We start from the raw sequence: 20,935 nt of genomic DNA on the forward strand, positions 1-20,935 counted from the left end.
GGACTCCAGTCCGGGTTCAGGAAGCTTCCGGCTGTCGTGCCATGGTTCAGCGACCCCGGGCAAGGTCCGGAATCAAGACCAATCCTGCCATGCGTTTTCGCTGTGGCGTGCCATGGTGGCTCGCAACAGACAAGAAGAATGACTCCATCCGGCCTACACGACGAGCCTCTATACGCCATACGCCCTCGACGGTCCCGGGCTGCCGTACGCCGTATTTCCGGCGCGCCGACGGCAGTTCGATTTACGACGCCATGGGCGAGGGGTTTACGCTGTTGAGGTTCGATTCAGCCGCAGACGTCGCGGCGCTCGAAGCGGCGACGCGCTTAAGGGGTGTGCCGCTTGGGGTGCTCGATGTCGAGGGAGCGGACATTGCCACCGATGATGGCAACGGTCTGGTGCTGTCGGGTCTGGTGTTGTCGCGGCCGGACCAGCACGTGGCCAGGCGGGGCGTTCGGGTGCCGGACGATCCGCTTGGGTTGATCGATCGCGTGCGCGGCGCCGGAAGCTAGAGCCGTTCTGACAGGGTCACAACCGGGCTCTATTTGTTGCAGCGGGGTCTATTTGTCGAAGACGTCGATTTGTTCAAGGCGATTTGTTGGAGGCGTGGTTGTTCGCGGCGTATTTTTTTGACGCATACTTTTTTTTCACGCGTGTTCTTCGCGCGAACCGGCCCCCGGTCCGCGCGAAAACACCAGGCGACCGATCAGCCTTCGTTCGCTGCGATCGATTCCATCAAGGACACCAGCTGACGTTGTACGGTCTGGTCCTTGATCTTGCTGTAGGCTCGCAACAACCGCAGGCTGAAAGCGCTGTCGAGGAACAGCAGGCTCTCGACCTCACGCGCCTTGCCGTCGCCGTCGTAGAAGAAGGTGACGGGCACATCGAGCGCGGTAGCGATCTGCTGAAGACGAGCTGCGCCGACACGGTTGACGCCCTTCTCGTACTTCTGGACCTGCTGGAAGCTGACGCCGAGCTTGTCGCCAAGCTCTGCTTGCGAGATTTTCTGCTCAACACGCCGCAGGCGAATCCGCTTGCCCAATTCAATGTCGGGTTTGCCGGCACTGCGCTGCTTCATCTTCTTTGCTGCTGATGTTTTCATTCTGGTTTTACCGTCCTTCGATCGGGAAACCCTGAGCGATCAAGCCAGGGGTTCATCCGCATTTACCGCGTTAAGTTCGTCAGGATCGTGAGTTCGTCGTTAGAACCACGGGATATCGAGTGATTGCGGGATGGTAGCCAAACGCATTTGCGCATTGGAAACACCCTGATACCGGCGCCGTCGACTGCCTCCAGCCATTGGCGCCCGGGGCATAATTTAGCAAAACCCCGCACCCGTACATTTGGCAAACTATTCGACAAACTACAACCACCGCGAGTTCACTTGCCACAGATTTTGGGAGCATACTTACCGTGTAGCGCCTGTGTACCCGGTACTTCTACGGATATTTGTGGCGGGTTGTGGGCTGATGAAATACCGCTTTAGGTGTACGCGAAGACTTCCCGTGGCTTGTATCGCGCGCATGCCTCAACCGTGATATTTAGAAAAATACAGCACGGTCGATACGATTTTCAAATCGATAGCGCGCTGGACAATTGAGTAAAACTTCGGGATCATCAGGTCAGGCTCTCACACGATCCATTGCGTGACAGCGGCCGAATTATTTTGGTGCCTTTTCGTGGAGAGGCTCATGAAGCGACGATCCGGACCGCCTCCAATCTACCTTGCAAGCTCGGGAACTGACAAAATGCCGGCGGCCCATTCAGAAGAACGATTGCTGTCGCTCCTCGCAACGCTGGAGGAATGCCGGGCGTTTCTGATGGATAAGGCCAGCCCGGAGACCGCGAGATTGCTGTCACTGGCCATTCTCGAGCTTCGGATGGAACTGCATCGGGTGACGGATTCCGAACTCAAGGCATTGTGCGACCTGATGGTGACGGATGCTCAGGCTGCGCAGACCACCAAGGCCGCACCGGGCCCGCGGTTGCCGCCTTATTTGAAGCTCATCAAATAAGCGCTGCCTTCGGCCCGATAGGCCTGCGCAAAAACTCCTCGACCGGTCGACCTGCACGGCGCCTTTGCCGGTGCGACTCGTTGTCGCTCTTTGGTTGCGGGCAACCCCATCCCGGCTCCACCTGCGGTGACATCCACCGGTTCCGCCCTTCGAACACGCGCCGCGGCTCGTCGCGGTCGAAATCGCCGTCCGCTCAAGTCTCCTGCTCGAGCGCTGCAGTCACCGTGCAGACGACGCCGCGCGGCAGAAAGTCGACGGTGGCTTCGCCGCCGAGCTGGTCGCGCGCGCTGCGCTCGATCAGGCGCGAGCCGAAACCGCGCTGCACCGGCGCAGAAACGTGCGGCCCGCCGGATTCGGTCCAGATCATCCGAAGTTTGCGGCCATCGCTTTGCGCGATGATCTCCCAATCCAGCGCAACGGTTCCACTGTCGTTCGACAGCGCACCGTATTTTGCGGCATTGGTCGCTATCTCGTGCACGATCATCGACAGCACCACGGCGAGCCGCGGCGATAGCGGCACCATCGGTCCGAACATCCGCACCCGATCCGGATTGTTGAGCAGATAGGGCTTGAGAACCCGTGCGATGACGTCCTGCAACTCGGAGCCCTGCCATTTCTCCTGGCTCAACAGATTATGCGCTTCGGCGAGCGCACCCAGCCGGCCCTCGAATTTCTCGCGCTCTGCCCGGCTGGCGCTGCGGAAGGTCTGGGTGGTGATCGACTGCAGGATCGCGAGCGTATTCTTGACGCGGTGGTTGAGCTCGTCGATCAGGAGATCGTGCAGCATCTCGCCGCGGGCAATCGCCGTCGCCATCCGCACCGCAAAGGCAAGGCCGACCAGCAGCAGCACGCCCCCGATCACGCTGGTGATCGCGAGACTGCGCCACAGGGGCGCGACCAGCGAGCTTTCCGCAATCCCGCCGGCGACCGTCCAGCCGGTGAGCGAGGAGCGCGCAACGCCGGTGATCAGCGGCACGCCTTCGAGCGACACGGTCGCAAAGGTCCCCTCGGGTTTGCGGAACAGCTCCGCATAGAGCGACGGCGATGCCCGCTGGCCGATGGTGTTCTGCGGGTTCGGTACACGCGCGAAATTGGTGCCTTCGCCGTCGAAGATCGAAATCGTCCAGTCCTTGCCCGGAAGCTGCTTTTCGATCATCTCTTGGAAAATCTCGATCGGCGGGCTGAACGAGATGTCGTAGATCACCTCGCCGTCGCGAATGACCGGCACTTCGACCGTCACGATCAGCCCCTTCTTGACCACGCCGGTGAACAGGTTCGAGTAGTATGGACGCTTGGTCGCGAACACCTTCTCGACAAGGTCAAGGTTGTTGCGCAGCGGAAGGGTGGCGGTGTCAGGCGTGACCGAGGAGAACAGCTGGCGACCTTCGCGGTCCGCCACCAGCACCACGCCGTCCCTGCCGTATTGTTCGAGGAAACCGGTAGCGATGCGACGGAAACCGTCGAAGTCGCGGTCCCGCAGCGCGTTGGTCAGCGACAGCACCTGGAGCCCGCCGGTCATGCGCTGCATTTCGGCATCGAGCACGAGGCGGATGCCGCGTACGGTTTCGAGCACGCGCTGCGTGGCGTCCTTGCGGTCCTGGCCGTAATTATTGAAAACGATGCCGGCCGCGAAAATGATCAGCGGCAGCGTGGTTCCCGCCACCAGAAGGACGAGACGCATCGGCAGTGAAAGCTTTGGCAATGCTCGTCCCGGATCGGCCCCCAACCGCCGCGAGCATAGGAGAAGCAGCCGGCATCCGCCAAGGATTTTAGTCCGATTTCGCGTTCGTGACCGGCGGAGCGGTGGCCTGCTTGGTGCGCCGCATCATTCCGTACGCTGCAGCATTATGCTGTTCAATCCGCGCATTGGAATTAGCTTCCATCGCAGCGTTCTTTTGAATACGCTCCGAAAATTGCAAGCCGCAACGTCGGCAAAGCCCACGACCCGGTACAAGGGCGGGGCTCAGGGAGGGGACAACATGAATCGCAGAACAGTATTGGCTGGGCTCGGTGCGACAGCGGCCGCGGGCGTTCTTGGAATGCCATCCATCCTGAAGGCGCAGGCGCCTGTCACGCTGAACGGCGCCGTGCAGTTCAACGACGACCACGCGTTTACCAAGGCGCTGGTTCGGTTCGAAGAGCTGGTGAAGAAGTATTACGGCAAGCCCGTCAATTTCACGCTGCACAAGAACTCGTCCCTCGGTCTCGAGAAGCAGTATTTCGAGTACATGTCGCAGGGCAAAGCGGTCGATTACGGCATCGTCTCGCCGGCCCACATGTCGACCTTCGCCAAGGCGGCGCCGTTCATCGATGCGCCCTTTGTGTTCAAGGGCATCGACCACATGAACAAGGTCGTTGAAGCGAATATCCTGGCGCCGATCGCCGACGAAGTCGCCGCGAAGGCCGAGGTGGTGCTGGTCGGCTATTCCGGCGGCGGCATCCGCAACATCTTCGCCAACAAGCCGTGCAAGAATCTGGCCGACCTCAAGGGCCTCAAGGTGCGCGTGCAGGGTGCGCCGATCTGGTCGAAGACGTTCGCAGCCGTCGGCATGAGCCCGACGGTGATCGCCTATAACGAAGTCTACAACGCCATCCAGAATGGCGTGATCGCCGCGGGCGAGAACGAAGCCGCCGGCGTCGAGGCGATGAAGTTCTACGAAGTGGCGCCGCACCTCAATCTGACCGAGCACGCGGTCTCGATCCGGCCGATCTGCTTCTCGGTGAAGACGCTCAAGACCCTGCCCAAGGATCTGCAGGACGCCATCATGAAAGCGGGCAAGGAGGCCGGTGATTTCGGCCGCAAGCTCGAGTCCAGCGAGGAAGTCATCAAGCTCGACGCGCTGGAGAAGGCGGGCAAGCTCAAGCGCGTTCCGTTCCAGGAGCGCGACGCCATGAAGAAGCTCGCCGATCCTGTGATGGCCACCTACGCCAAGGAAATCGGCGCCGAGGGCATCTTCGAAAAAATCAACATCGCCTAGGGCATGATCCGGAAAAGTGGGTACCGGTTTTCCGAAAAGATCATGCCCAAATAAGACGGCTGCGCGTCGCAGACCGGAGTTTCGGGGCAAGCTTCACCGCTTGCCCCGTTCGATGAGTATTACCGCGCGGGGGCGCCAATGACCGAACTGCCGATCGATTTCAACCCGTCTCTGTGGCGGCGACTGACGCGCGCCTATGGCAAATTGCTGGAAATCCTGCTGGCGGCTTGCGTCGGCATCCTGGTCATTCCCGTCACGCTGCAGATCATCTCGCGCTATACGCCCTTCATCCCGTCCTACATCTGGACCGAGGAAATGGCGCGTTTCCTGTTCATATGGACCATCATGATCGGGGCCATGGTCGGCGTCAGGGAGGCGCAGCATTTCGAAGTCGATGTGTGGCCCGATTTGTCGCGGCGCTCCGAGGCCGCGGTGCGGATATTGGCGCGCCTCGGCATCCTGGCGTTGGCGCTGGTGTTCGTGTGGGCGGGCATCGAGTTCACGCGCTTTGCCTGGAACAGGACTTCGGAGCTGGCCGATCTGCCGCTCTGGCTGATTCACGTCGCATGGCCGGTGGCAGGCTTCACATGGATCGCGTTCGCGGGCGAACAGATCGTCGATGAAATGCGAATCCTGATGGGGGCTCAGCGATGAGCGGCAGTGTTCTCTCCTCCGGCGAGGCCGCGCTGGTATTGTTTGGCACCTTCATCGGGCTGCTGATCATCCGCGTACCGGTCGCCTTCGCGCTCGGGCTCGCCTGCCTGCCGATCCTGCTGATCGAGCCGCGGCTGTCGATGATGATGCTCGCGCAGGAAACCTTCAACGCCTACAATTCTTTCATCCTGCTGTCGGTGCCGTTCTTCCTGCTGACGGCGAACCTGATGAGCATCGGCGGCATTACCGACCGGCTGGTGGCGCTGTCGCGCGCGATGGTCGGGCACTGGCCGGGCTCGCTGGCGCAGATCAACGTGGTGCTGTCGGTGTTCTTCGCTGGCATCTCCGGCTCCTCGACCGCGGATGCGGCGAGCCAGTCGAAGATCTTCATCGATGCCCAGACCAAGGAGGGTTACGACCTCTCGTTCTCGATCGCCATCACCGCGGTGTCGGCGGTGCTCGCGGTCATCATCCCGCCGTCGATCCTGATGATCGTGTGGGGCGGGCTGATCTCGACATCGATCGCGGCGATGTACCTGGCCGGCATCGTGCCGGGATTGCTGATCGCGGGCGCGCAGATGGCAACCGTGCATATTTATGCAGTCCGGCGTGGTTATCCGACCTATCCAAAGTCCAGCTGGGTGGAGATGCGCTGCTCGCTCTGGCGTTCGATTCCAGCGCTGGTGACGCCGTTCATCATCGTCGGCGGTATTCTCCTCGGCTGGTTCACGGCGACCGAATCCGCCTGCGTCGCGGTGCTGTATTCGGTGGCGCTGTCGACCTTCTTTTACCGGGAAACCGGCGCCAAGGAGCTCTACAAGGCTTTGCTCGACACCGGACGGCTGGCCGGGGTCGCGCTGTTCTGCATTGGCACGGCGAGCGCATTCGGCTGGCTGCTGGCCTATTACAAGATTCCGGAGGGGTTGCTCGCCAACGTCTCGACCTGGGGTATGGGACCGATCGCGGCGGGCTTCTTCATCGCCTTCTGCTTCCTGGTCGTCGGCTGCTTCCTCGACGCCATTCCGGCGATCGTGATCGTCGGTACCGTGCTGGAGCCGCTGGCGCGATCGGTCGATCTGCACCCGGTGCAGTTCGCGATCATTTCGATCGTCTCGCTGGCGTTCGGGCTGGTGACACCGCCTTACGGCCTGTGCCTCATGATCGCGTGCTCGATTGCGGGGGTGCGGCTGCGCTATGCGCTCAAGGACACGGTCATCATGCTGATACCGATGCTGCTGGTGCTGGCGGCGCTGATCATCTGGCCCAGCGTATCGCTGTTCTTGCCGCGCCTGATCGTGCCGGAGATGCTGAAGTAATCGGAAATCCCCGCGGCGATCGTGCGCGCCGCGGGACGGAACGCTGTGCTTCAAAGATTGCTGTCGGTGATCGCCGAATACACCAGGGTGCGCAGCTCGCGACGCAGCGGATAGGCGCTCGACGGCAGCACCTGCGTCATGAAGATCGTGATCAGTTCTTCCGCAGGATCGATGAAGAACGACGTCGTTGCCGCACCGCCCCAGTTGTATTCGCCGGGGCTGCCGGGAATCAGCGTCTGCGCCGGGTGCATGGTGACGGCAAAGCCGAGACCGAACCCGATTCCGTTATAGGCGGCTTCGCTGAACAGCGAACGCGACATGCCGGGTAGATCCAACCCGCCGGGCAGATGGTTCGACGTCATCAAGTGGAGCGTCTTAGGCCCGATGAGCCTGACGCCGCCAAGCTCGCCGCCATTGAGGAGCGCCCGGCAGAAGGTGAGATAGTCGGCCGCCGTCGAGCACAGGCCGCCTCCGCCGGAGACGAGGGAGGGGGGGGTAAGGAACGAACTCGTAGCCGGGTCATCCTGCAGCTTCAATGTGGCCTCGCCGGCCGTCATGCCGATCTGTACGCCGGCGGAATAGCACGCTGCGAACCGGTGCGCCTTGTCCGCCGGCACGAAGAAGTCGGTGTCGTTCATGCCGAGCGGATTGAAGATGCGTTCCTTCAGGAACTGCTCGAACGGCATGCCGCTGATTTTGCCGATCAGATAGCCGACCACGTCGGTGGCAACCGAATAGTTCCAGCCTTCGCCCGGCGAAAATTCCAGCGGGATCTTGGCGAGGTCCTCGATCATGCTTTGCAGCGTGCCGGCCTTGATGACCTCGCCGATCTTGTTTTCGCGATAGGCGGCGTCGACATTGGAGCGCTGCTGGAAGCCATAAGTAAGACCCGAGGTGTGGCGCAACAGGTCCACGATCAGCATCGGCCGCGACGGCGGCCGGGTCAGGAAGGCCGGGAAGGTGCCGGCCTGGAACACGCCGAGGTTCTTCCATTCCGGAATGTATTTATGGACGGGCTCGTCGAGCGCGACGCGGCCCTCTTCGAGCAGCATCATGAACGCCACGCTCGTGATCGGCTTGGTCATCGAATAGATGCGGAAGATGGTGTCGTCCTTGACCGGGACCTTGCGCTCGATATCGGCAAAGCCCTGCACGGTCGAGTGCACGACCTTGCCGCGGCGGTAGATCAGGACCTGCGTTCCCGGGAAGCGGCCGGCGTCGATGTAGCGCTGCTTCAGATGGTTCTCGAGACGGTCAAGCGCCGGCTTCGACATTCCGGCAGACTCGGGCGTGGCGGGGGTAGGGGCTAACATCAGGGCTGATCTCCGGCTGGCGAGGGAGCCTTGATAGCCGAAAAGTGTGCCCCGTTCCAACCGCCTGCGCTTACCCCGTGCGGTACGGTGGTGTAGGCTTGGCCCAGCCACCATGCACCCCGCAGGACAGCCAAATGCCCCAATTCAACGAGACCGAACTGACCGCCGCCGTGATCCGCAGCTTCGAAGACACGCCGGATCCGCGGGCGAAATTCCTGCTGCAGGAACTGGTGAAATCGCTGCACGATTATGTCAGCCGGACCGATCTCACCTTCGAGGAATGGGAATACGCGATCGATTTCCTGACCCGGACCGGTCAGAAGTGCACCCCGATCCGCCAGGAGTTCATCCTGCTCTCCGACGTGCTCGGGGTCTCGATGCTGGTCGACGCCGTCAATCATCGCGAACGCGAAGGCGCCACCGAGACCACCGTGCTCGGGCCGTTCTATGTCGGCGAACACAAGGTGATGCCGCACGGCACCGATGTCTCGGCCAATTTGCCGGGCGAGCGGATGTTCGTGCAAAGCCGTGTCACCGACCTCGCCGGCAAGCCGCTGGCGAATGTTCCCGTCGATATCTGGCACGCCGACGACGAGGGCTATTACGATTCACAGAAGGCGTCTTATGCGACGGAGGGCCCCTCGTCGCGGGCGCGCTTCGTCACCGATGCCGATGGCCGGTTCTTCTTCCGCACCATTTTGCCGTGCAGCTATCCGATCCCGACCGACGGTCCGGTCGGCGAAATGATCATCCAGACCCGGCGGCACGCGATGCGGCCGGCGCATGTGCACTTCCTGGTCGATGCGCCCGGCTATCAGCCGCTGATCACCCATGTGTTCATGGAAGGCGACAAATATCTCGATTCCGACGTGGTGTTCGGCGTCAAGGACGAGCTGGTCGCGAAGATCGAAAAGCGCACCGACGCGGTCATGCCGGACGGCAAGCCCGCGGCCGCACCGTGGCACCTGATGACCTACGAGTTCAGGATGAAAGCGGGCGATGGCGCCGCCCCAAAACCGATGATGGCGAAGACGACTGACAAGACAACTGACAAGGCCACCGAGCACGCCTGAAACCACTGTTTTTGCATCTGCTCAATTCTTGTGCGCCGCACAAGAATTGAGCGAATCGCAAATTTAGAATGCGACTAGCTATCCTTCGGCGTCACCTCGCCAAATCATCAATTAATTGAAATAATTAGGCTTTTTTCGCTGAAAAGGGCTTGGCACGAAGCTTGAATAGTTAGTGCTGACGCCATTGATGCCGTCCCTTGAGACCACTCATCCGAATTGTATCGCCGCCATTCCGGGGCCTCCCCGGAACGCGCCTTTTTGCGCCTCGCGCGGCGGCACCAATCGGACGGCCCGTTCAGACGCAAAGGAGCGCTATACCCATGACGAAGCCCACCCATCCGACCTCACGCGGCCTCAGCCGCCGCCGGCTTCTGAAAGCGACCGCCGGCACGGCGGCGTTGCTGGCCGCGGCCAAGCTGAACTTCCCGGCCGGCGCCTTTGCGCAAGGGGCGGGGCCCGAAGTGAAGGGAGCCAAGCTCGGCTTCATCGCGCTCAGCGATGCCGGCGCGCTGTTCGTGGCCAAGGACAAGGGCCTGTTCGCCAAACACGGCATGCCCGATGTCGACGTGCAGAAGCAGGCCTCCTGGGGCACCACGCGCGACAACCTCGTACTGGGATCGGAAGGCAACGGCATCGATGGCGCACACATCCTGACGCCGATGCCGTACCTGATCTCGGCCGGCAAGGTGACGCAGAACAACCAGCCGACGCCGATGTACATCCTGGCGCGGCTCAATCTCGACGCGCAGTGCATCTCGGTCGCCGCCGAATATGCCGATCTCAAGGTCGGGATCGACGTTAAGTCGTTCAAGGAAGCGTTGGAAAAGAAGAAGGCTGCCGGCAAGCCGATCAAGGCGGCGATGACGTTCCCGGGCGGCACCCACGATCTGTGGCTTCGTTATTGGCTCGCCGCCGGCGGCATCGACCCCGACAAGGACATCGAAACCATTACGGTGCCGCCGCCGCAAATGGTCGCCAACATGAAGGTCGGCACCATGGACTGCTTCTGCGTCGGCGAGCCCTGGCCCGGCCAGCTCGTGCATCAGAAGATCGGCTACACCGCGGTCAACACCGGCGAGATCTGGAACAAGCACCCCGAGAAGTCGTTCGCGATGCGCTCGGCCTGGGTCGACAAGAACCCGAACGCCGCGAAAGCCATCACCATGGCGGTGCTGGAGGCGCAGCAATGGTGCGACAAGATGGAGAACAAGGAAGAACTCGCCACCATCATGGGCAAGCGGCAGTGGATCAACTGCCCGGTCGAGGACATTCTCGATCGCGCCAAGGGCAAGTTCGACTACGGCACCGGCAAGGTGGTCGAGAACTCACCGCACATCATGAAGTACTGGCGCGACCACGCCTCCTATCCGTTCCAGAGCCACGATCTGTGGTTCATGACCGAGGACATCCGCTGGGGCAAGTTCGAGCCCGGGTACGATTCCAAGGCGCTGATCGCCAAGGTCAACCGCGAAGACATCTGGCGCGATGCCGCGAAGGCGCTCGGCGTGGCGGCTGCGGATATTCCGACCTCGAAGTCGCGCGGCAAGGAGACCTTCTTCGACGGCAAAGTGTTCGATCCGGAAGATCCGGCTGCGTACCTGAAGTCCCTGTCCATCAAGCGTGCTGATGTCTGATCCAGGTGAGGCCGCACGCCTTGGCGTGCGGCCGGCCATTTAAATACGGAGACGCATTTCCCATGAATATGCCAGCGATCAAGACCGAGCCCGCCACCGCGATTGTTGCGCCTGCGGCTGCCTCGGCTGTCACCCCGGTCGTGTCGATGACGCCGAAGCGTCCGCCGCGCGCCGAAAAATACGCCAAGATGGCAAAGGACACTGCGGTACGCGTCGTGCCGCCGCTGATCGTGATCGCGCTCCTGATGCTGTTCTGGGAGCTGGTCTGCCGCCGCACCGGTTCGACCCTGCCGCCGCCCTCGCGCGTGTTCAAGGACACCAAGGAGCTGATCTTCGATCCGTTCTTCGATCGTGGCGGCATCGACAAGGGCCTGTTCTGGCATCTTTCCGCAAGTCTGCAGCGCGTCGCGCTCGGCTATTCGATCGCTGCGATCGTCGGCGTCGCGCTCGGCACGCTGGTCGGCCAATCGGTCTGGGCGATGCGCGGGCTCGATCCCTTGTTCCAGGTGCTGCGCACCATCCCGCCGCTGGCGTGGCTGCCGCTGTCGCTCGCCGCGTTCCGCGACGGCCAGCCCTCGGCGATCTTCGTCATCTTCATCACCTCGGTGTGGCCGATCATCATCAACACCGCGGTCGGCATCCGCAACATCCCGCAGGACTACCGCAACGTCGCCGCCGTGGTGCAGCTCAATCCGCTGGAGTTCTTCGGCAAGATCATGATCCCGGCCGCGGCGCCCTACATCTTCACGGGCCTGCGCATCGGCATCGGCCTGTCCTGGCTCGCGATCGTCGCGGCCGAGATGCTGATCGGCGGCGTCGGCATCGGCTTCTTCATCTGGGACGCCTGGAACTCCTCGCACATCAGCGAAATCATCCTGGCGCTGTTCTATGTCGGCATCATCGGCTTCGTGCTCGATCGCTTGATCGCAGGACTGGGCAAGATCGTGACCCGCGGCACTTCCGCAGGCTGAAGGAAACATAATCATGCACGCTTATCTGAAGCTCGACCACATCGACAAGACCTTCACCCGCGGCAATGCCACGACCGAGGTGCTGAAGGAAATCAACCTGACGATCGACAAGGGCGAATACGTCTCGATCATCGGCCATTCCGGATGCGGCAAGTCCACGCTGCTCAATATCGTGGCCGGCCTTACCGACTGCACCAATGGCTGCGTGCTGCTGGAAAACCGCGAAGTCAATTCGCCGGGACCGGATCGCGCAGTGGTGTTCCAGAACCACAGCCTGCTGCCCTGGCTGACCGTCTATGAAAACGTCCGCCTCGGCGTCGACAAGGTGTTCGCTTCGAGCAAGACCCGCAGCGAGCGCGATGCCTGGGTAATGCACAATCTCAACCTCGTGCAGATGGCCCATGCCAAGGACAAGCGCCCGTCGGAAATCTCCGGCGGCATGAAGCAACGCGTCGGTATCGCGCGGGCGCTGGCGATGGAGCCGAAGGTTTTGCTGCTCGACGAGCCCTTTGGCGCGCTCGACGCGTTGACCCGCGCGCATCTGCAGGACTCGGTGATGGCGCTGCATCAGAAGCTCGGCAACACCATCCTGATGATCACCCATGACGTCGACGAGGCCGTGCTGCTGTCGGACCGCATCGTGATGATGACCAACGGGCCGAGCGCGCGGATCGGCGAAGTGCTGGAAGTGCCGCTGGCGCGTCCGCGCAAGCGGCTCGAGCTCGCAACCAACCCCGGTTACCTCAAGTGCCGGCAGCGCGTGCTCGAATTCCTTTACGAGCGGCATCGCTTCGTCGAAGCGGCGTAGTTCTTGCTTTGCTCCCCGGAGCGAAGGATTTCGCTCCCGCCGGGGCGAAGGATTTCGCTCCCGAACGGGGCAAGGCTTTGGAAGCGGCAGGAGAACGACATGACGCCAGAGCAAGTCAAACTCGTGCAACAAAGTTTCGCCAAGGTCGCGCCGATTTCCGAGCAGGCGGCGGTTTTGTTCTACGGCCGCCTGTTTGAAGTGGCCCCCGGCGTCCGGGCGATGTTTCCGGACGACATGACCGAACAGCGCAAGAAATTGATGGCGACGCTCGCCGTCGTCGTGGGCGGACTGACCAACCTCGAAGCCGTGCTCCCCGCCGCGAGCGCGCTCGCCAAGCGCCATGTCAATTACGGCGCAAAGGCCGAGCACTATCCCGTCGTTGGCGGCGCCCTGCTGTGGACCCTGGAAAAGGGGCTCGGCGACGCCTGGACGCCGGAAACGGCATCCGCCTGGACCGCCGCCTACGGCACGCTATCCGGTTACATGATTTCGGAAGCCTACGGCAGCGCTCAAGCCGCCGAGTGAGGATACGCCATGAGCGAGCCGCTGGTCATTGTGGGCAACGGAATGGCTGCCGCGCGTCTGGTCGATGAACTGGCCAAGGTCGCGCTCGGTCGCTACGCCATTGCCGTCATCGGAGACGAGCCGAGGCTAGCGTATAATCGCGTGCTGCTGTCGTCGGTTCTTGCCGGCGAGACCGCCTCGCATGACATCGAACTCCGGCCCGCTTCATGGTGGCGCGATCGCGGCGTCACGCTGAAATACGGCTGCCGGGCCACCGAGGTCGATGTCGGTCGGCGCGAAGTCAAGATCGCGAACGAGGAAAGCATCCCGTTTTCAAAACTGATCCTGACCACGGGCTCGTCGCCGTTGCGGCTCAACGTGCCCGGCGCCGATCTTGCCGGCGTGCATACGTTTCGCGACAGCCGCGACGTCGATCTCCTGCTGACGCTGGCCGGGCAGAAGAAGCGCGTCGTGGTGGTCGGTGGCGGTTTGCTCGGACTGGAAGCGGCTTACGGGCTCGCCAAGGCCGGCGCGCCGGTGACGCTGGTTCATTTGATGGACCGGCTGATGGAGCGCCAGCTCGATGCGCCCGCCGCGGAACTGTTGAAATCGCTGGTCGAGCGCAAGGGCATCGAGATCCTGCTCAACGCCAATACTGCGCGCATCCATGGCGAAACCCGGGTCGAGGGCGTCGAACTGACGGACGGCCGCCGTATCGATGCCGATGCCGTGATCTTCGCGGCGGGCATCAGGCCGAACATCGCGTTGGCAAAAGAAGCCGGCATCGCCGTCAACCGGGGCGTCGTCGTCGATGACCGTCTGCAAACCGCCTCGCCTGACATCTTTGCGATCGGCGAATGCGCCGAACACCGCGGCATCTGCTACGGCCTGGTCGAGCCGGCCTATGAGCAGGCGCGCGTGCTGGCGCGGCATCTCGCCGGCATCGACGCCTCTTATAGCGGCAGTATCGTGGCGACCAATCTGAAGGTCTCCGGCGTCAGCGTGTTCTCTGCGGGCGATTTCGTGGGCACTGAGGGCTCCGAGACCATCGTGCTCAGCGATCTCAACTGCGGCACCTACAAGAAGCTCGTGGTCGCGGACGGACGGCTGACCGGCGCGGTGCTGATCGGCGATGTCAGCGACGCGCTCTGGTATCTCGAACTGATCCGCACCCGTCAGCCCACCGCGCACATTCGCGCCGACATGATGTTCGGCCGTTCGCTCGCGATGCGTTCAGAGGCAGCATGAGTCGGTTGCTCGCATGACCGCCGTCGATCCCCATCTGCGCGCCACCAAGACCACCTGCGCCTATTGCGGCGTCGGTTGCGGTGTTCTGGCGACGCCCGACGGCCGGGGTGGGGCGGCGATCTCGGGTGACCCCGAGCACCCGGCGAATTTCGGCCGGCTGTGCTCGAAGGGCTCGGCGCTCGGCGAGACGCTGGGCCTGGAAAATCGCCTGCTGCATCCGATGATCCGCTGCGACAATGGGACCATGGAGCGCGTGGCGTGGAGCGACGCGCTCGACCATGTCGCGCACCGGTTCCAGCACATCATCGCGCGCGACGGTCCCGGCGCCGTCGCGTTCTATCTCTCGGGGCAGCTGCTGACCGAAGACTATTACGTCGCCAACAAGCTGATGAAGGGATTCGTCGGCAGCGCCAATGTCGACACCAATTCACGGCTGTGCATGGCGTCATCGGTCGCCGGCCATCGCCGCGCGTTCGGGGCGGACACGGTGCCGGGCTGTTACGAGGATCTCGACGAGGCCGATTTGCTGGTGCTGGTCGGCTCCAATGCGGCCTGGTGCCATCCGGTGCTGTACCAGCGCATGCTTGTCAACAAGCAGAGCCGCGGCGCCCGCATCGTGGTGATCGATCCGCGCCGGACCGATACGGTCGGCGATGACGATCTGTTTCTGGGGTTGAAGCCGGGCACCGACACCGCGCTGTTCAGCGGCTTGCTGGTGCACCTCGCCGACAATGGCGCGCTCGACCGCGATTACATCGAACGCCACACGTCAGGCTTCGACGACGCGATGGCGCGGGCGCGCAGCATGGCCGGCAGCGTCGCCGCCACCGCGCTGGCAACCGGCCTGTCCGAGCCTGATGTCGCGGCGTTCTTCCAGATGTTTGCCAGCACGCCGCGCGTGGTCACGATGTATTCGCAAGGCGTCAACCAGTCTGCGCAGGGCACCGACAAGGTCAATGCGATCCTCAACTGCCATCTTGCGACGGGTCGGATCGGCAAGCCGGGCGCGTCGCCGTTCTCGCTGACCGGACAGCCCAATGCGATGGGCGGCCGCGAGGTCGGCGGGCTCGCCAACCAGCTGGCGGCCCATATGGGTTTTACGCCGCCGGACATCGACCGCGTGCGCCGGTTCTGGAAGGCGCCGCGGATCGCCACCCATGAAGGGCTGAAAGCAGTCCAGATGTTCGAGGCCATCGCACGCGGCGAGATCAAGGCGCTGTGGGTGATCGGCACCAATCCGGCGGTGTCGCTGCCCAACGCGGATGCCATCAGCGCGGCGCTGAAGAAGCTCGAATTGTTCGTCGTCTCCGAAAACGTGATCTCCAACGACACCGTCGATGCGGGGGCGCAGGTGCTGTTTCCGGCGCAGGCGTGGGGCGAGAAATCCGGCACCGTGACCAATTCGGAACGGCGCATCTCGCGGCAGCGCGCATTCCTGTCCGCGCCGGGCGAGGCGCGACCGGATTGGTGGATCATCGGCGAGATCGCAAAACGGCTCGGCTTTGGCGCGGCATTCAATTTTGCATCAGCCGCCGACATTTTTCGCGAGCACGCCGCACTGTCGGCGTTCGAGAACGATGGTGGCCGCGATTTCGACATCGGCGGCTTGCAGGCGCTGTCGGACGAAGCGTTCGACGCGATGGCGCCGGTGCAATGGCCGATCCGGCTCGATGCGCAACCGCAGGCGCGGTTCTTTGCCGAAGGCGGATTCTTTGCCAACGAACAGAAGGCCCGTTTCATCGCACCCGAGACTCCCGCGCTGCGGACCGAGACCACGGCCGCGCGCCCGCTGCGGCTGAACACCGGCCGTGTCCGCGACCAATGGCACACCATGACCCGCACCGGGATGAGCCCGCGGCTCGGCCAGCATCTGCCGGAGCCGTTCGTCGAGGTGCACCCGGACGACGCCGCACGGCACGGTGTCGCCGATGGTGACTTTGCGCGGGTCACGACCGATTACGGACAATGCACGCTGCGGGTTGTCGTCAGCGAGCGCCAGCAGCGCGGCATGCTGTTCGCGCCGATCCACTGGAGCGCGGTCACGGCGACCGGCGCACGCGTGGGATCGCTTGTCGCACCGCTCACCGATCCGTTTTCCGGCCAGCCCGAGAACAAGGCGACGCCGGCCTCGATCACCCCTTACGAATATGTGTTCCGCGGCTTTGCATTGTCGCGCACGCCGCTCGAACTGCCCGATCATGCCTGGTGGGCGCGCGTCGCCGTCAATGGCGGCTATGGCTATCTGCTCGCCGACAATGCCGATCTCAGGGGCTGGCAGTCCTGGCTCGGCGCCATCGCCGGCGATGACCTCGCCGAATACAAGGACTTTGGCGGCGGCGTCTATCGCGCGGCGTCCTTTGCCGCCGACCGTATCGAGACCTGCCTGTTCATCGGGCCGGCACGGGACGCCGGCGACTGGAATGTGGTCAAGGGCCTGTTTGCCGCCGACACGCTCAGCAACGACCAGCGCCGCATGCTGCTGTCGGGCAAATCGATCGATGGCCTGGCCAATACCGGCCCGATCGTCTGCGCCTGTTTTGGCGTCGGCCGCACCACCATCTGCGAGACAATCGCAGCCGGCGCGCGTTCCGCTGCCGACATCGGCGCCAAGCTGAAGGCCGGCACCAATTGCGGCTCCTGCATTCCGGAGTTGAAGCGGCTGATCGCGCAGACCGCGCCGAACGCCGTGCCGCAGCAATTGGCCGTGGCGAACTAAAACCAGTCCCTCAACGTCATTGCGAGCGTAGCGAAGCAATCCATTCTTTCTTCTTTTTTTCCGCCCGATGGATTGCTTCGCTTCGCTCGCAATGACGGAGGAGGCGACGCGAACGGTCCAAGCACACACGTAGGTCATCCTACTCCGACGGGAGCCGCGAGAATCGGAAATCGCAGTGGTTCGCGCCGCCAGCCAACGTTTGTGTCCTTTCCAAATGGATGCCGCGTGTTGCATAGGCGTCGAAATCAAGCCCGCAAATGTTCGGCAAGATTTCCTTATCTCCATGGCGAGCCGCGAATTTGCAGAAGCCGCAAGCCTTGTAGTTGATGCCGAATTCAAACTTGTCACCCGGGCCCGGCTCGACGAAATCGTAGACGAAATCTTCCGTAAATTCTTGTCGATGGCTTTTTGCAGCCTGCTCGCGCAGTAAAGTCTGATTCTCTGACGACATGAATTGACGCCCCGAGGCGAGACGTTCCGCTTCGGGCACGGTCAGCAATTGCGCCTTGTAGGTTTCGCGCTCGATTTCGCCGATCACGGACAGCGACACGCCGTGTCGCCGGAGCACGCGGCTGATGGCCATAAAGCCCATGAGACGCATGAAGAAGTCGCTCATACGACTTGCCGCGCCTCCGACATAGGGCATTTGGGTGAGCACGATTTCGAATTCGTCCATCACCTCCTGCCTGATCCCATCAATATTGGATAGATGCGCGCTCTCGCACAACATCGCTTCGGCAAGGTCGAGGCGATGGCGCATGGCGGCCTCCATTGCACCGCGATGCTGTTCGTAAAAGGGATGGATGATCTCAGCCATTGGACATCCTCTCTGGTTCCAGCCCCATGCAGGAGCCGCTGGATCTAGTCGGCGGGGCATGGGATCTCCGGATGTTGCGGCGACCGTAACCGGGGAGATCAAGTCAGCGCAAAGCATAGTTCCTTCGCTCAAGCCCTAGAAAATCTATTGCAAGGCTGTCACCTATCGGTGTCAAACTACGACGCGATGACCTACACCCTTCCGCCACTCAACGCGCTCCGCGCGTTCGAAGCCGCCGCGCGACATCTCAGCTTCAAACTGGCTGCGCACGAGCTGCATGTGACACCTGCCGCCGTCGGGCAGCAGGTGAAAGCGCTGGAGGCGCGCCTCGGCGTACGCCTGTTCGAGCGGCTGCATAAGCAGCTCATCCTGACCGTGGCCGGCCAGGCCTATCTGCCCGAGATATCCGACGGCTTTCGTCGCATTGCGGACGCGACCTCGCAATTGAAACCGGCGGGCGCGGTGCTGCTGCAGTTGGGGGTCCACGGCAGCTTCGACCTGCGCCGGCTGGAGTTGGCGGCGTTTCGCAGCGCGTATGCGGAAATCGGCTTGCGGGTGCTGCAGCCCGCTGGCCTGCACGAACTGGTCGAGGGCAAAGTCGACCTGCTGATAGCCCGCGGTCTTGGCCACCATCCGGGCTATCGCTGCGACCGCGTCAATGAGGGATCCGGTTTGGGCGATTGGCTGATTGCGCCTGAAGGCACCGCGGATTGTCCCGAAATCGTCAGCTTCCGCGATTGGCTGCGCGCTCTGCCGGTCGAGAACCCGCTCGAAGTCCATCGCCGCCCTCGTCTGGTCGGCAACATCAGAAGTTGAGGCGATCGTGAAGCAGAAAAAATTCGGCGTCAAAGGCCCGGAAGTGTCCGTCATCGGGCAGGGCACCTGGTACATCGATCGCGGCGACCGCAAGAGCGCGGTCGCAGCACTATGCCGCGGCATCGAGCTCGGCATGACCCATGTCGACACCGCCGAAATGTACGGTGACGCGGAGCTGGTGATCGCCGAGGCGATTACGGCAGGCAAGCGCGAGGATCTCTATCTCGTCTCCAAGGTGCTGCCGAGCAACGCGTCGCGTCGCGGCACCATTGCCGCCTGCGAGCGATCGCTGAAGCGGCTGAAGACCGATCACCTCGATTGCTATCTGCTGCACTGGCGCGGATCCCATGAGCTTGAAGATACCGTGGCTGCGTTCGATCAGTTGATATCAGCCGGAAAAATCCGCTCATGGGGTGTCAGCAATTTCGACACCGACGATCTCCACGAACTGCTGGCGGTCGCCGGTGAGGGCAGGATCGCCTGCAACCAGGTGCTCTATCATTTGCAGGAGCGCGCGATCGAGCATGCTGTCATCCCGTGGTGCGAACGGCACGGCGTTGCCGTCGTCGCCTATTCACCGTTCGGTCACAACGATTTTCCCTCGCCGCACAGCAGGGAAGGCGAGGTGTTGCAGGCGATTGCCGATGCGCGCCGCGTCACCGCGCGGCAGATCGCGCTTGCATTTCTGACGCGCATTCCAGCGGTGTTTGCAATTCCGAAAGCCGCGAGCGCGGAGCATGCCGCGGATAATGCGGCGGCGGGAAAGTTGACGCTGAGCGCCAGCGAGATCGAAGCCCTCGACAACGCTTTTCCGCGTGGCCCGAAGCCGCGCGGTCTGCCTATGCTGTAGTGAACACATTTCACCTTGCGTCATGCCCGGCCATGACAGGCATCTTGTAGCGGGGCACGGTTCTTAACAAAGTGTTGCAATCGCGCCCTCAGCGCATATCCGCATCCCGTTATCGGACCTTGTTGTTCCTCCTCAAATGGCGTTTTTTAGAGCCTCGCCCGATTCGATCATTATTGCTTTCGAGATTGCCGTGACACCGCCCCCCGCCGCAGCCGCCAGGCTGGACAGCGCGCCATTGCCGTTGCCCGAGAAGAAGTACTCGACCCCCAAAGCGCCCGCTCGTGCTGATCGTCCGTTCAAGGGCATCGCGCTGATCCTGGCGTCGACGGTCTTCCTCGGCATCTCGGACGTGACGGCGAAATATCTGTCCGCGACGCTGCCTTCGATCGAGATCGCGTGGATCCGGTTCGTGGTGTTCGCCATGATCATGACGCCGGCGATGCTGCCGGGCTCGCCGCTGTTCGCGCTGCAAACCAAACGGCCCGGCCTGCAGTTGATGCGTGGCCTGACCGTGCTGGCCTCTTCGCTGTTCTTCATCTCCGGCCTTCGGTTTCTCCCCATCGCGGAAGCCTCCGCCACCGGCTTCGTCGCGCCGCTGCTCGTTACCGCGCTGTCGATCGTGTTTCTGAACGAGAAGGTCGGCATGCGGCGCTGGATCGCGACCGGCGTCGGCCTGATCGGCGTCATCATTATCCTGCGGCCGGGCACCGGTGCGTTTCACCCCGCCGCGTTCTTTCCGCTGGTCTCGGCGCTGGCCTGGGCCTGCACGCTGATCATGACGCGGATGATGAGCGGCACCGAGCGCGCCATCACCGTGATGACCTATTCGTCGATCGCGGGCGTCTGCATCCTCTCTGCATTGGTGCCGTTCGTCTGGGTGACGCCGAGCTGGCACGACATCGCTTCCGGCGTCTTCATCGGCGTCGCCTCGACCGCGGGACAGTGGATCGTGGTGCTGGCGTTCCGTTACGCCGACGCCTCGGTGCTGGCGCCGTTCTCCTACACGCAATTGCTCTGGGTCAGCATCCTCGGCTTCCTGATCTTCGGCGAGGTGCCTGACGTCTACACCGTGACCGGCGCCTGCTTCATCGTCGCCAGCGGCCTCTACACCGCCCATCGCGAACGGGTGCGCCGCTCGCAGCTTCTGACGGTAGCGGCCGAGTCGTCTCCGAACGCCTGAGCGGTCCCGGCCGGCGACCTTGCGCTGGATGAGAAGGATCGCGCT

At 62.7% G+C, this 20,935-nt stretch carries 19 protein-coding genes; 15 read left to right on the plus strand and 4 right to left on the minus strand.

Features of this window, described 5'->3' with window-relative positions:
- Positions 1-89 precede the first annotated feature (89 nt).
- A complete protein-coding gene (locus tag JQ600_RS03325; RefSeq protein WP_212265059.1) occupies positions 90-509 on the plus strand; it encodes a hypothetical protein in 420 nt (139 codons plus the stop codon).
- 194 nt (positions 510-703) lie between these two features.
- Here JQ600_RS03325 and JQ600_RS03330 read toward each other — a convergent pair whose 3' ends face one another.
- The gene (locus tag JQ600_RS03330) at positions 704-1,099 is read right to left on the minus strand and encodes a helix-turn-helix domain-containing protein (RefSeq protein ID WP_212265058.1); all 396 of its coding nucleotides are present in this window, start codon (positions 1,097-1,099) and stop codon (positions 704-706) included.
- 646 nt (positions 1,100-1,745) lie between these two features.
- Between JQ600_RS03330 and JQ600_RS03335 the strand changes: the two genes are divergently transcribed.
- Positions 1,746-2,012 carry a hypothetical protein gene (locus JQ600_RS03335; RefSeq protein WP_212265057.1) on the plus strand — a complete coding sequence of 89 codons (267 nt, stop codon included), beginning with the start codon at positions 1,746-1,748 and terminating at the stop codon, positions 2,010-2,012.
- 193 nt (positions 2,013-2,205) lie between these two features.
- Here JQ600_RS03335 and JQ600_RS03340 read toward each other — a convergent pair whose 3' ends face one another.
- On the minus strand, positions 2,206-3,714 hold the full coding sequence (locus JQ600_RS03340; protein ID WP_212265056.1) for a sensor histidine kinase: 1,509 nt from the start codon (positions 3,712-3,714) through the stop codon (positions 2,206-2,208).
- Positions 3,715-3,991: 277 nt separating this feature from the next.
- On the opposite strand from JQ600_RS03340, the gene JQ600_RS03345 reads away from it, so the two are divergent.
- From JQ600_RS03345 to JQ600_RS03355, 3 genes are all read left to right on the plus strand, one after another.
- Positions 3,992-4,990 carry a TRAP transporter substrate-binding protein gene (locus tag JQ600_RS03345; RefSeq protein WP_212265055.1) on the plus strand — a complete coding sequence of 333 codons (999 nt, stop codon included), beginning with the start codon at positions 3,992-3,994 and terminating at the stop codon, positions 4,988-4,990.
- A 138-nt stretch (positions 4,991-5,128) separates the two neighbouring features.
- Positions 5,129-5,644, plus strand: coding sequence for a TRAP transporter small permease (locus tag JQ600_RS03350; RefSeq protein WP_212265054.1), 516 nt, complete (start codon positions 5,129-5,131; stop codon positions 5,642-5,644).
- Positions 5,641-6,960, plus strand: coding sequence for a TRAP transporter large permease (locus JQ600_RS03355; protein ID WP_212265053.1), 1,320 nt, complete (start codon positions 5,641-5,643; stop codon positions 6,958-6,960). Before JQ600_RS03350 ends, JQ600_RS03355 begins: the two co-directional genes overlap by 4 nt.
- Before the next feature lie 50 nt (positions 6,961-7,010).
- Here JQ600_RS03355 and JQ600_RS03360 read toward each other — a convergent pair whose 3' ends face one another.
- Positions 7,011-8,273, minus strand: a complete 1,263-nt coding sequence (locus JQ600_RS03360; protein WP_212265052.1) for a serine hydrolase — start codon at positions 8,271-8,273, stop codon at positions 7,011-7,013.
- Positions 8,274-8,407: 134 nt separating this feature from the next.
- Here JQ600_RS03360 and JQ600_RS03365 point away from each other — a divergent pair, with 134 nt between their 5' ends.
- The 7 genes from JQ600_RS03365 to JQ600_RS03395 all read left to right on the plus strand — a co-directional run bounded on the left by JQ600_RS03365 (position 8,408) and on the right by JQ600_RS03395 (position 17,227).
- On the plus strand, positions 8,408-9,346 hold the full coding sequence (locus tag JQ600_RS03365) for a dioxygenase (protein ID WP_212265051.1): 939 nt from the start codon (positions 8,408-8,410) through the stop codon (positions 9,344-9,346).
- 320 nt (positions 9,347-9,666) lie between these two features.
- Positions 9,667-10,980 (plus strand): CmpA/NrtA family ABC transporter substrate-binding protein, encoded by a 1,314-nt coding sequence (locus JQ600_RS03370; RefSeq protein WP_212265050.1) that lies wholly within the window; start codon positions 9,667-9,669, stop codon positions 10,978-10,980.
- 62 nt (positions 10,981-11,042) lie between these two features.
- Positions 11,043-11,951, plus strand: coding sequence for a nitrate ABC transporter permease (gene ntrB / locus JQ600_RS03375; protein WP_212265049.1), 909 nt, complete (start codon positions 11,043-11,045; stop codon positions 11,949-11,951).
- Between the two features lie 13 nt (positions 11,952-11,964).
- A complete protein-coding gene (locus tag JQ600_RS03380; RefSeq protein WP_212265048.1) occupies positions 11,965-12,759 on the plus strand; it encodes an ABC transporter ATP-binding protein in 795 nt (264 codons plus the stop codon).
- A gap of 99 nt (positions 12,760-12,858) precedes the next feature.
- Positions 12,859-13,284, plus strand: coding sequence for a globin family protein (locus tag JQ600_RS03385; protein WP_212265047.1), 426 nt, complete (start codon positions 12,859-12,861; stop codon positions 13,282-13,284).
- Between the two features lie 9 nt (positions 13,285-13,293).
- The gene (locus JQ600_RS03390) at positions 13,294-14,511 is read left to right on the plus strand and encodes an NAD(P)/FAD-dependent oxidoreductase (RefSeq protein WP_212389107.1); all 1,218 of its coding nucleotides are present in this window, start codon (positions 13,294-13,296) and stop codon (positions 14,509-14,511) included.
- A gap of 13 nt (positions 14,512-14,524) precedes the next feature.
- Positions 14,525-17,227 (plus strand): nitrate reductase, encoded by a 2,703-nt coding sequence (locus JQ600_RS03395; protein WP_212389108.1) that lies wholly within the window; start codon positions 14,525-14,527, stop codon positions 17,225-17,227.
- Positions 17,228-17,366: 139 nt separating this feature from the next.
- On the opposite strand, the gene JQ600_RS03400 is transcribed toward JQ600_RS03395, so the two are convergent.
- Positions 17,367-18,044: an L-2-amino-thiazoline-4-carboxylic acid hydrolase gene (locus JQ600_RS03400; RefSeq protein ID WP_212389109.1), complete on the minus strand. Its 678-nt coding sequence runs from the start codon at positions 18,042-18,044 to the stop codon at positions 17,367-17,369.
- Between the two features lie 186 nt (positions 18,045-18,230).
- Here JQ600_RS03400 and JQ600_RS03405 point away from each other — a divergent pair, with 186 nt between their 5' ends.
- The 3 genes from JQ600_RS03405 to JQ600_RS03415 all read left to right on the plus strand — a co-directional run bounded on the left by JQ600_RS03405 (position 18,231) and on the right by JQ600_RS03415 (position 20,890).
- On the plus strand, positions 18,231-18,860 hold the full coding sequence (locus tag JQ600_RS03405) for a LysR family transcriptional regulator (RefSeq protein ID WP_212389184.1): 630 nt from the start codon (positions 18,231-18,233) through the stop codon (positions 18,858-18,860).
- 7 nt (positions 18,861-18,867) lie between these two features.
- A complete protein-coding gene (locus tag JQ600_RS03410) occupies positions 18,868-19,710 on the plus strand; it encodes an aldo/keto reductase (RefSeq protein ID WP_212489679.1) in 843 nt (280 codons plus the stop codon).
- Between the two features lie 190 nt (positions 19,711-19,900).
- Positions 19,901-20,890, plus strand: coding sequence for a DMT family transporter (locus JQ600_RS03415; protein ID WP_312017239.1), 990 nt, complete (start codon positions 19,901-19,903; stop codon positions 20,888-20,890).
- Positions 20,891-20,935: the final 45 nt, after the last annotated feature.

The sequence above is a fragment of the Bradyrhizobium sp. AUGA SZCCT0176 genome (genome assembly GCF_018130145.1).
GTDB lineage: Bacteria > Pseudomonadota > Alphaproteobacteria > Rhizobiales > Xanthobacteraceae > Bradyrhizobium.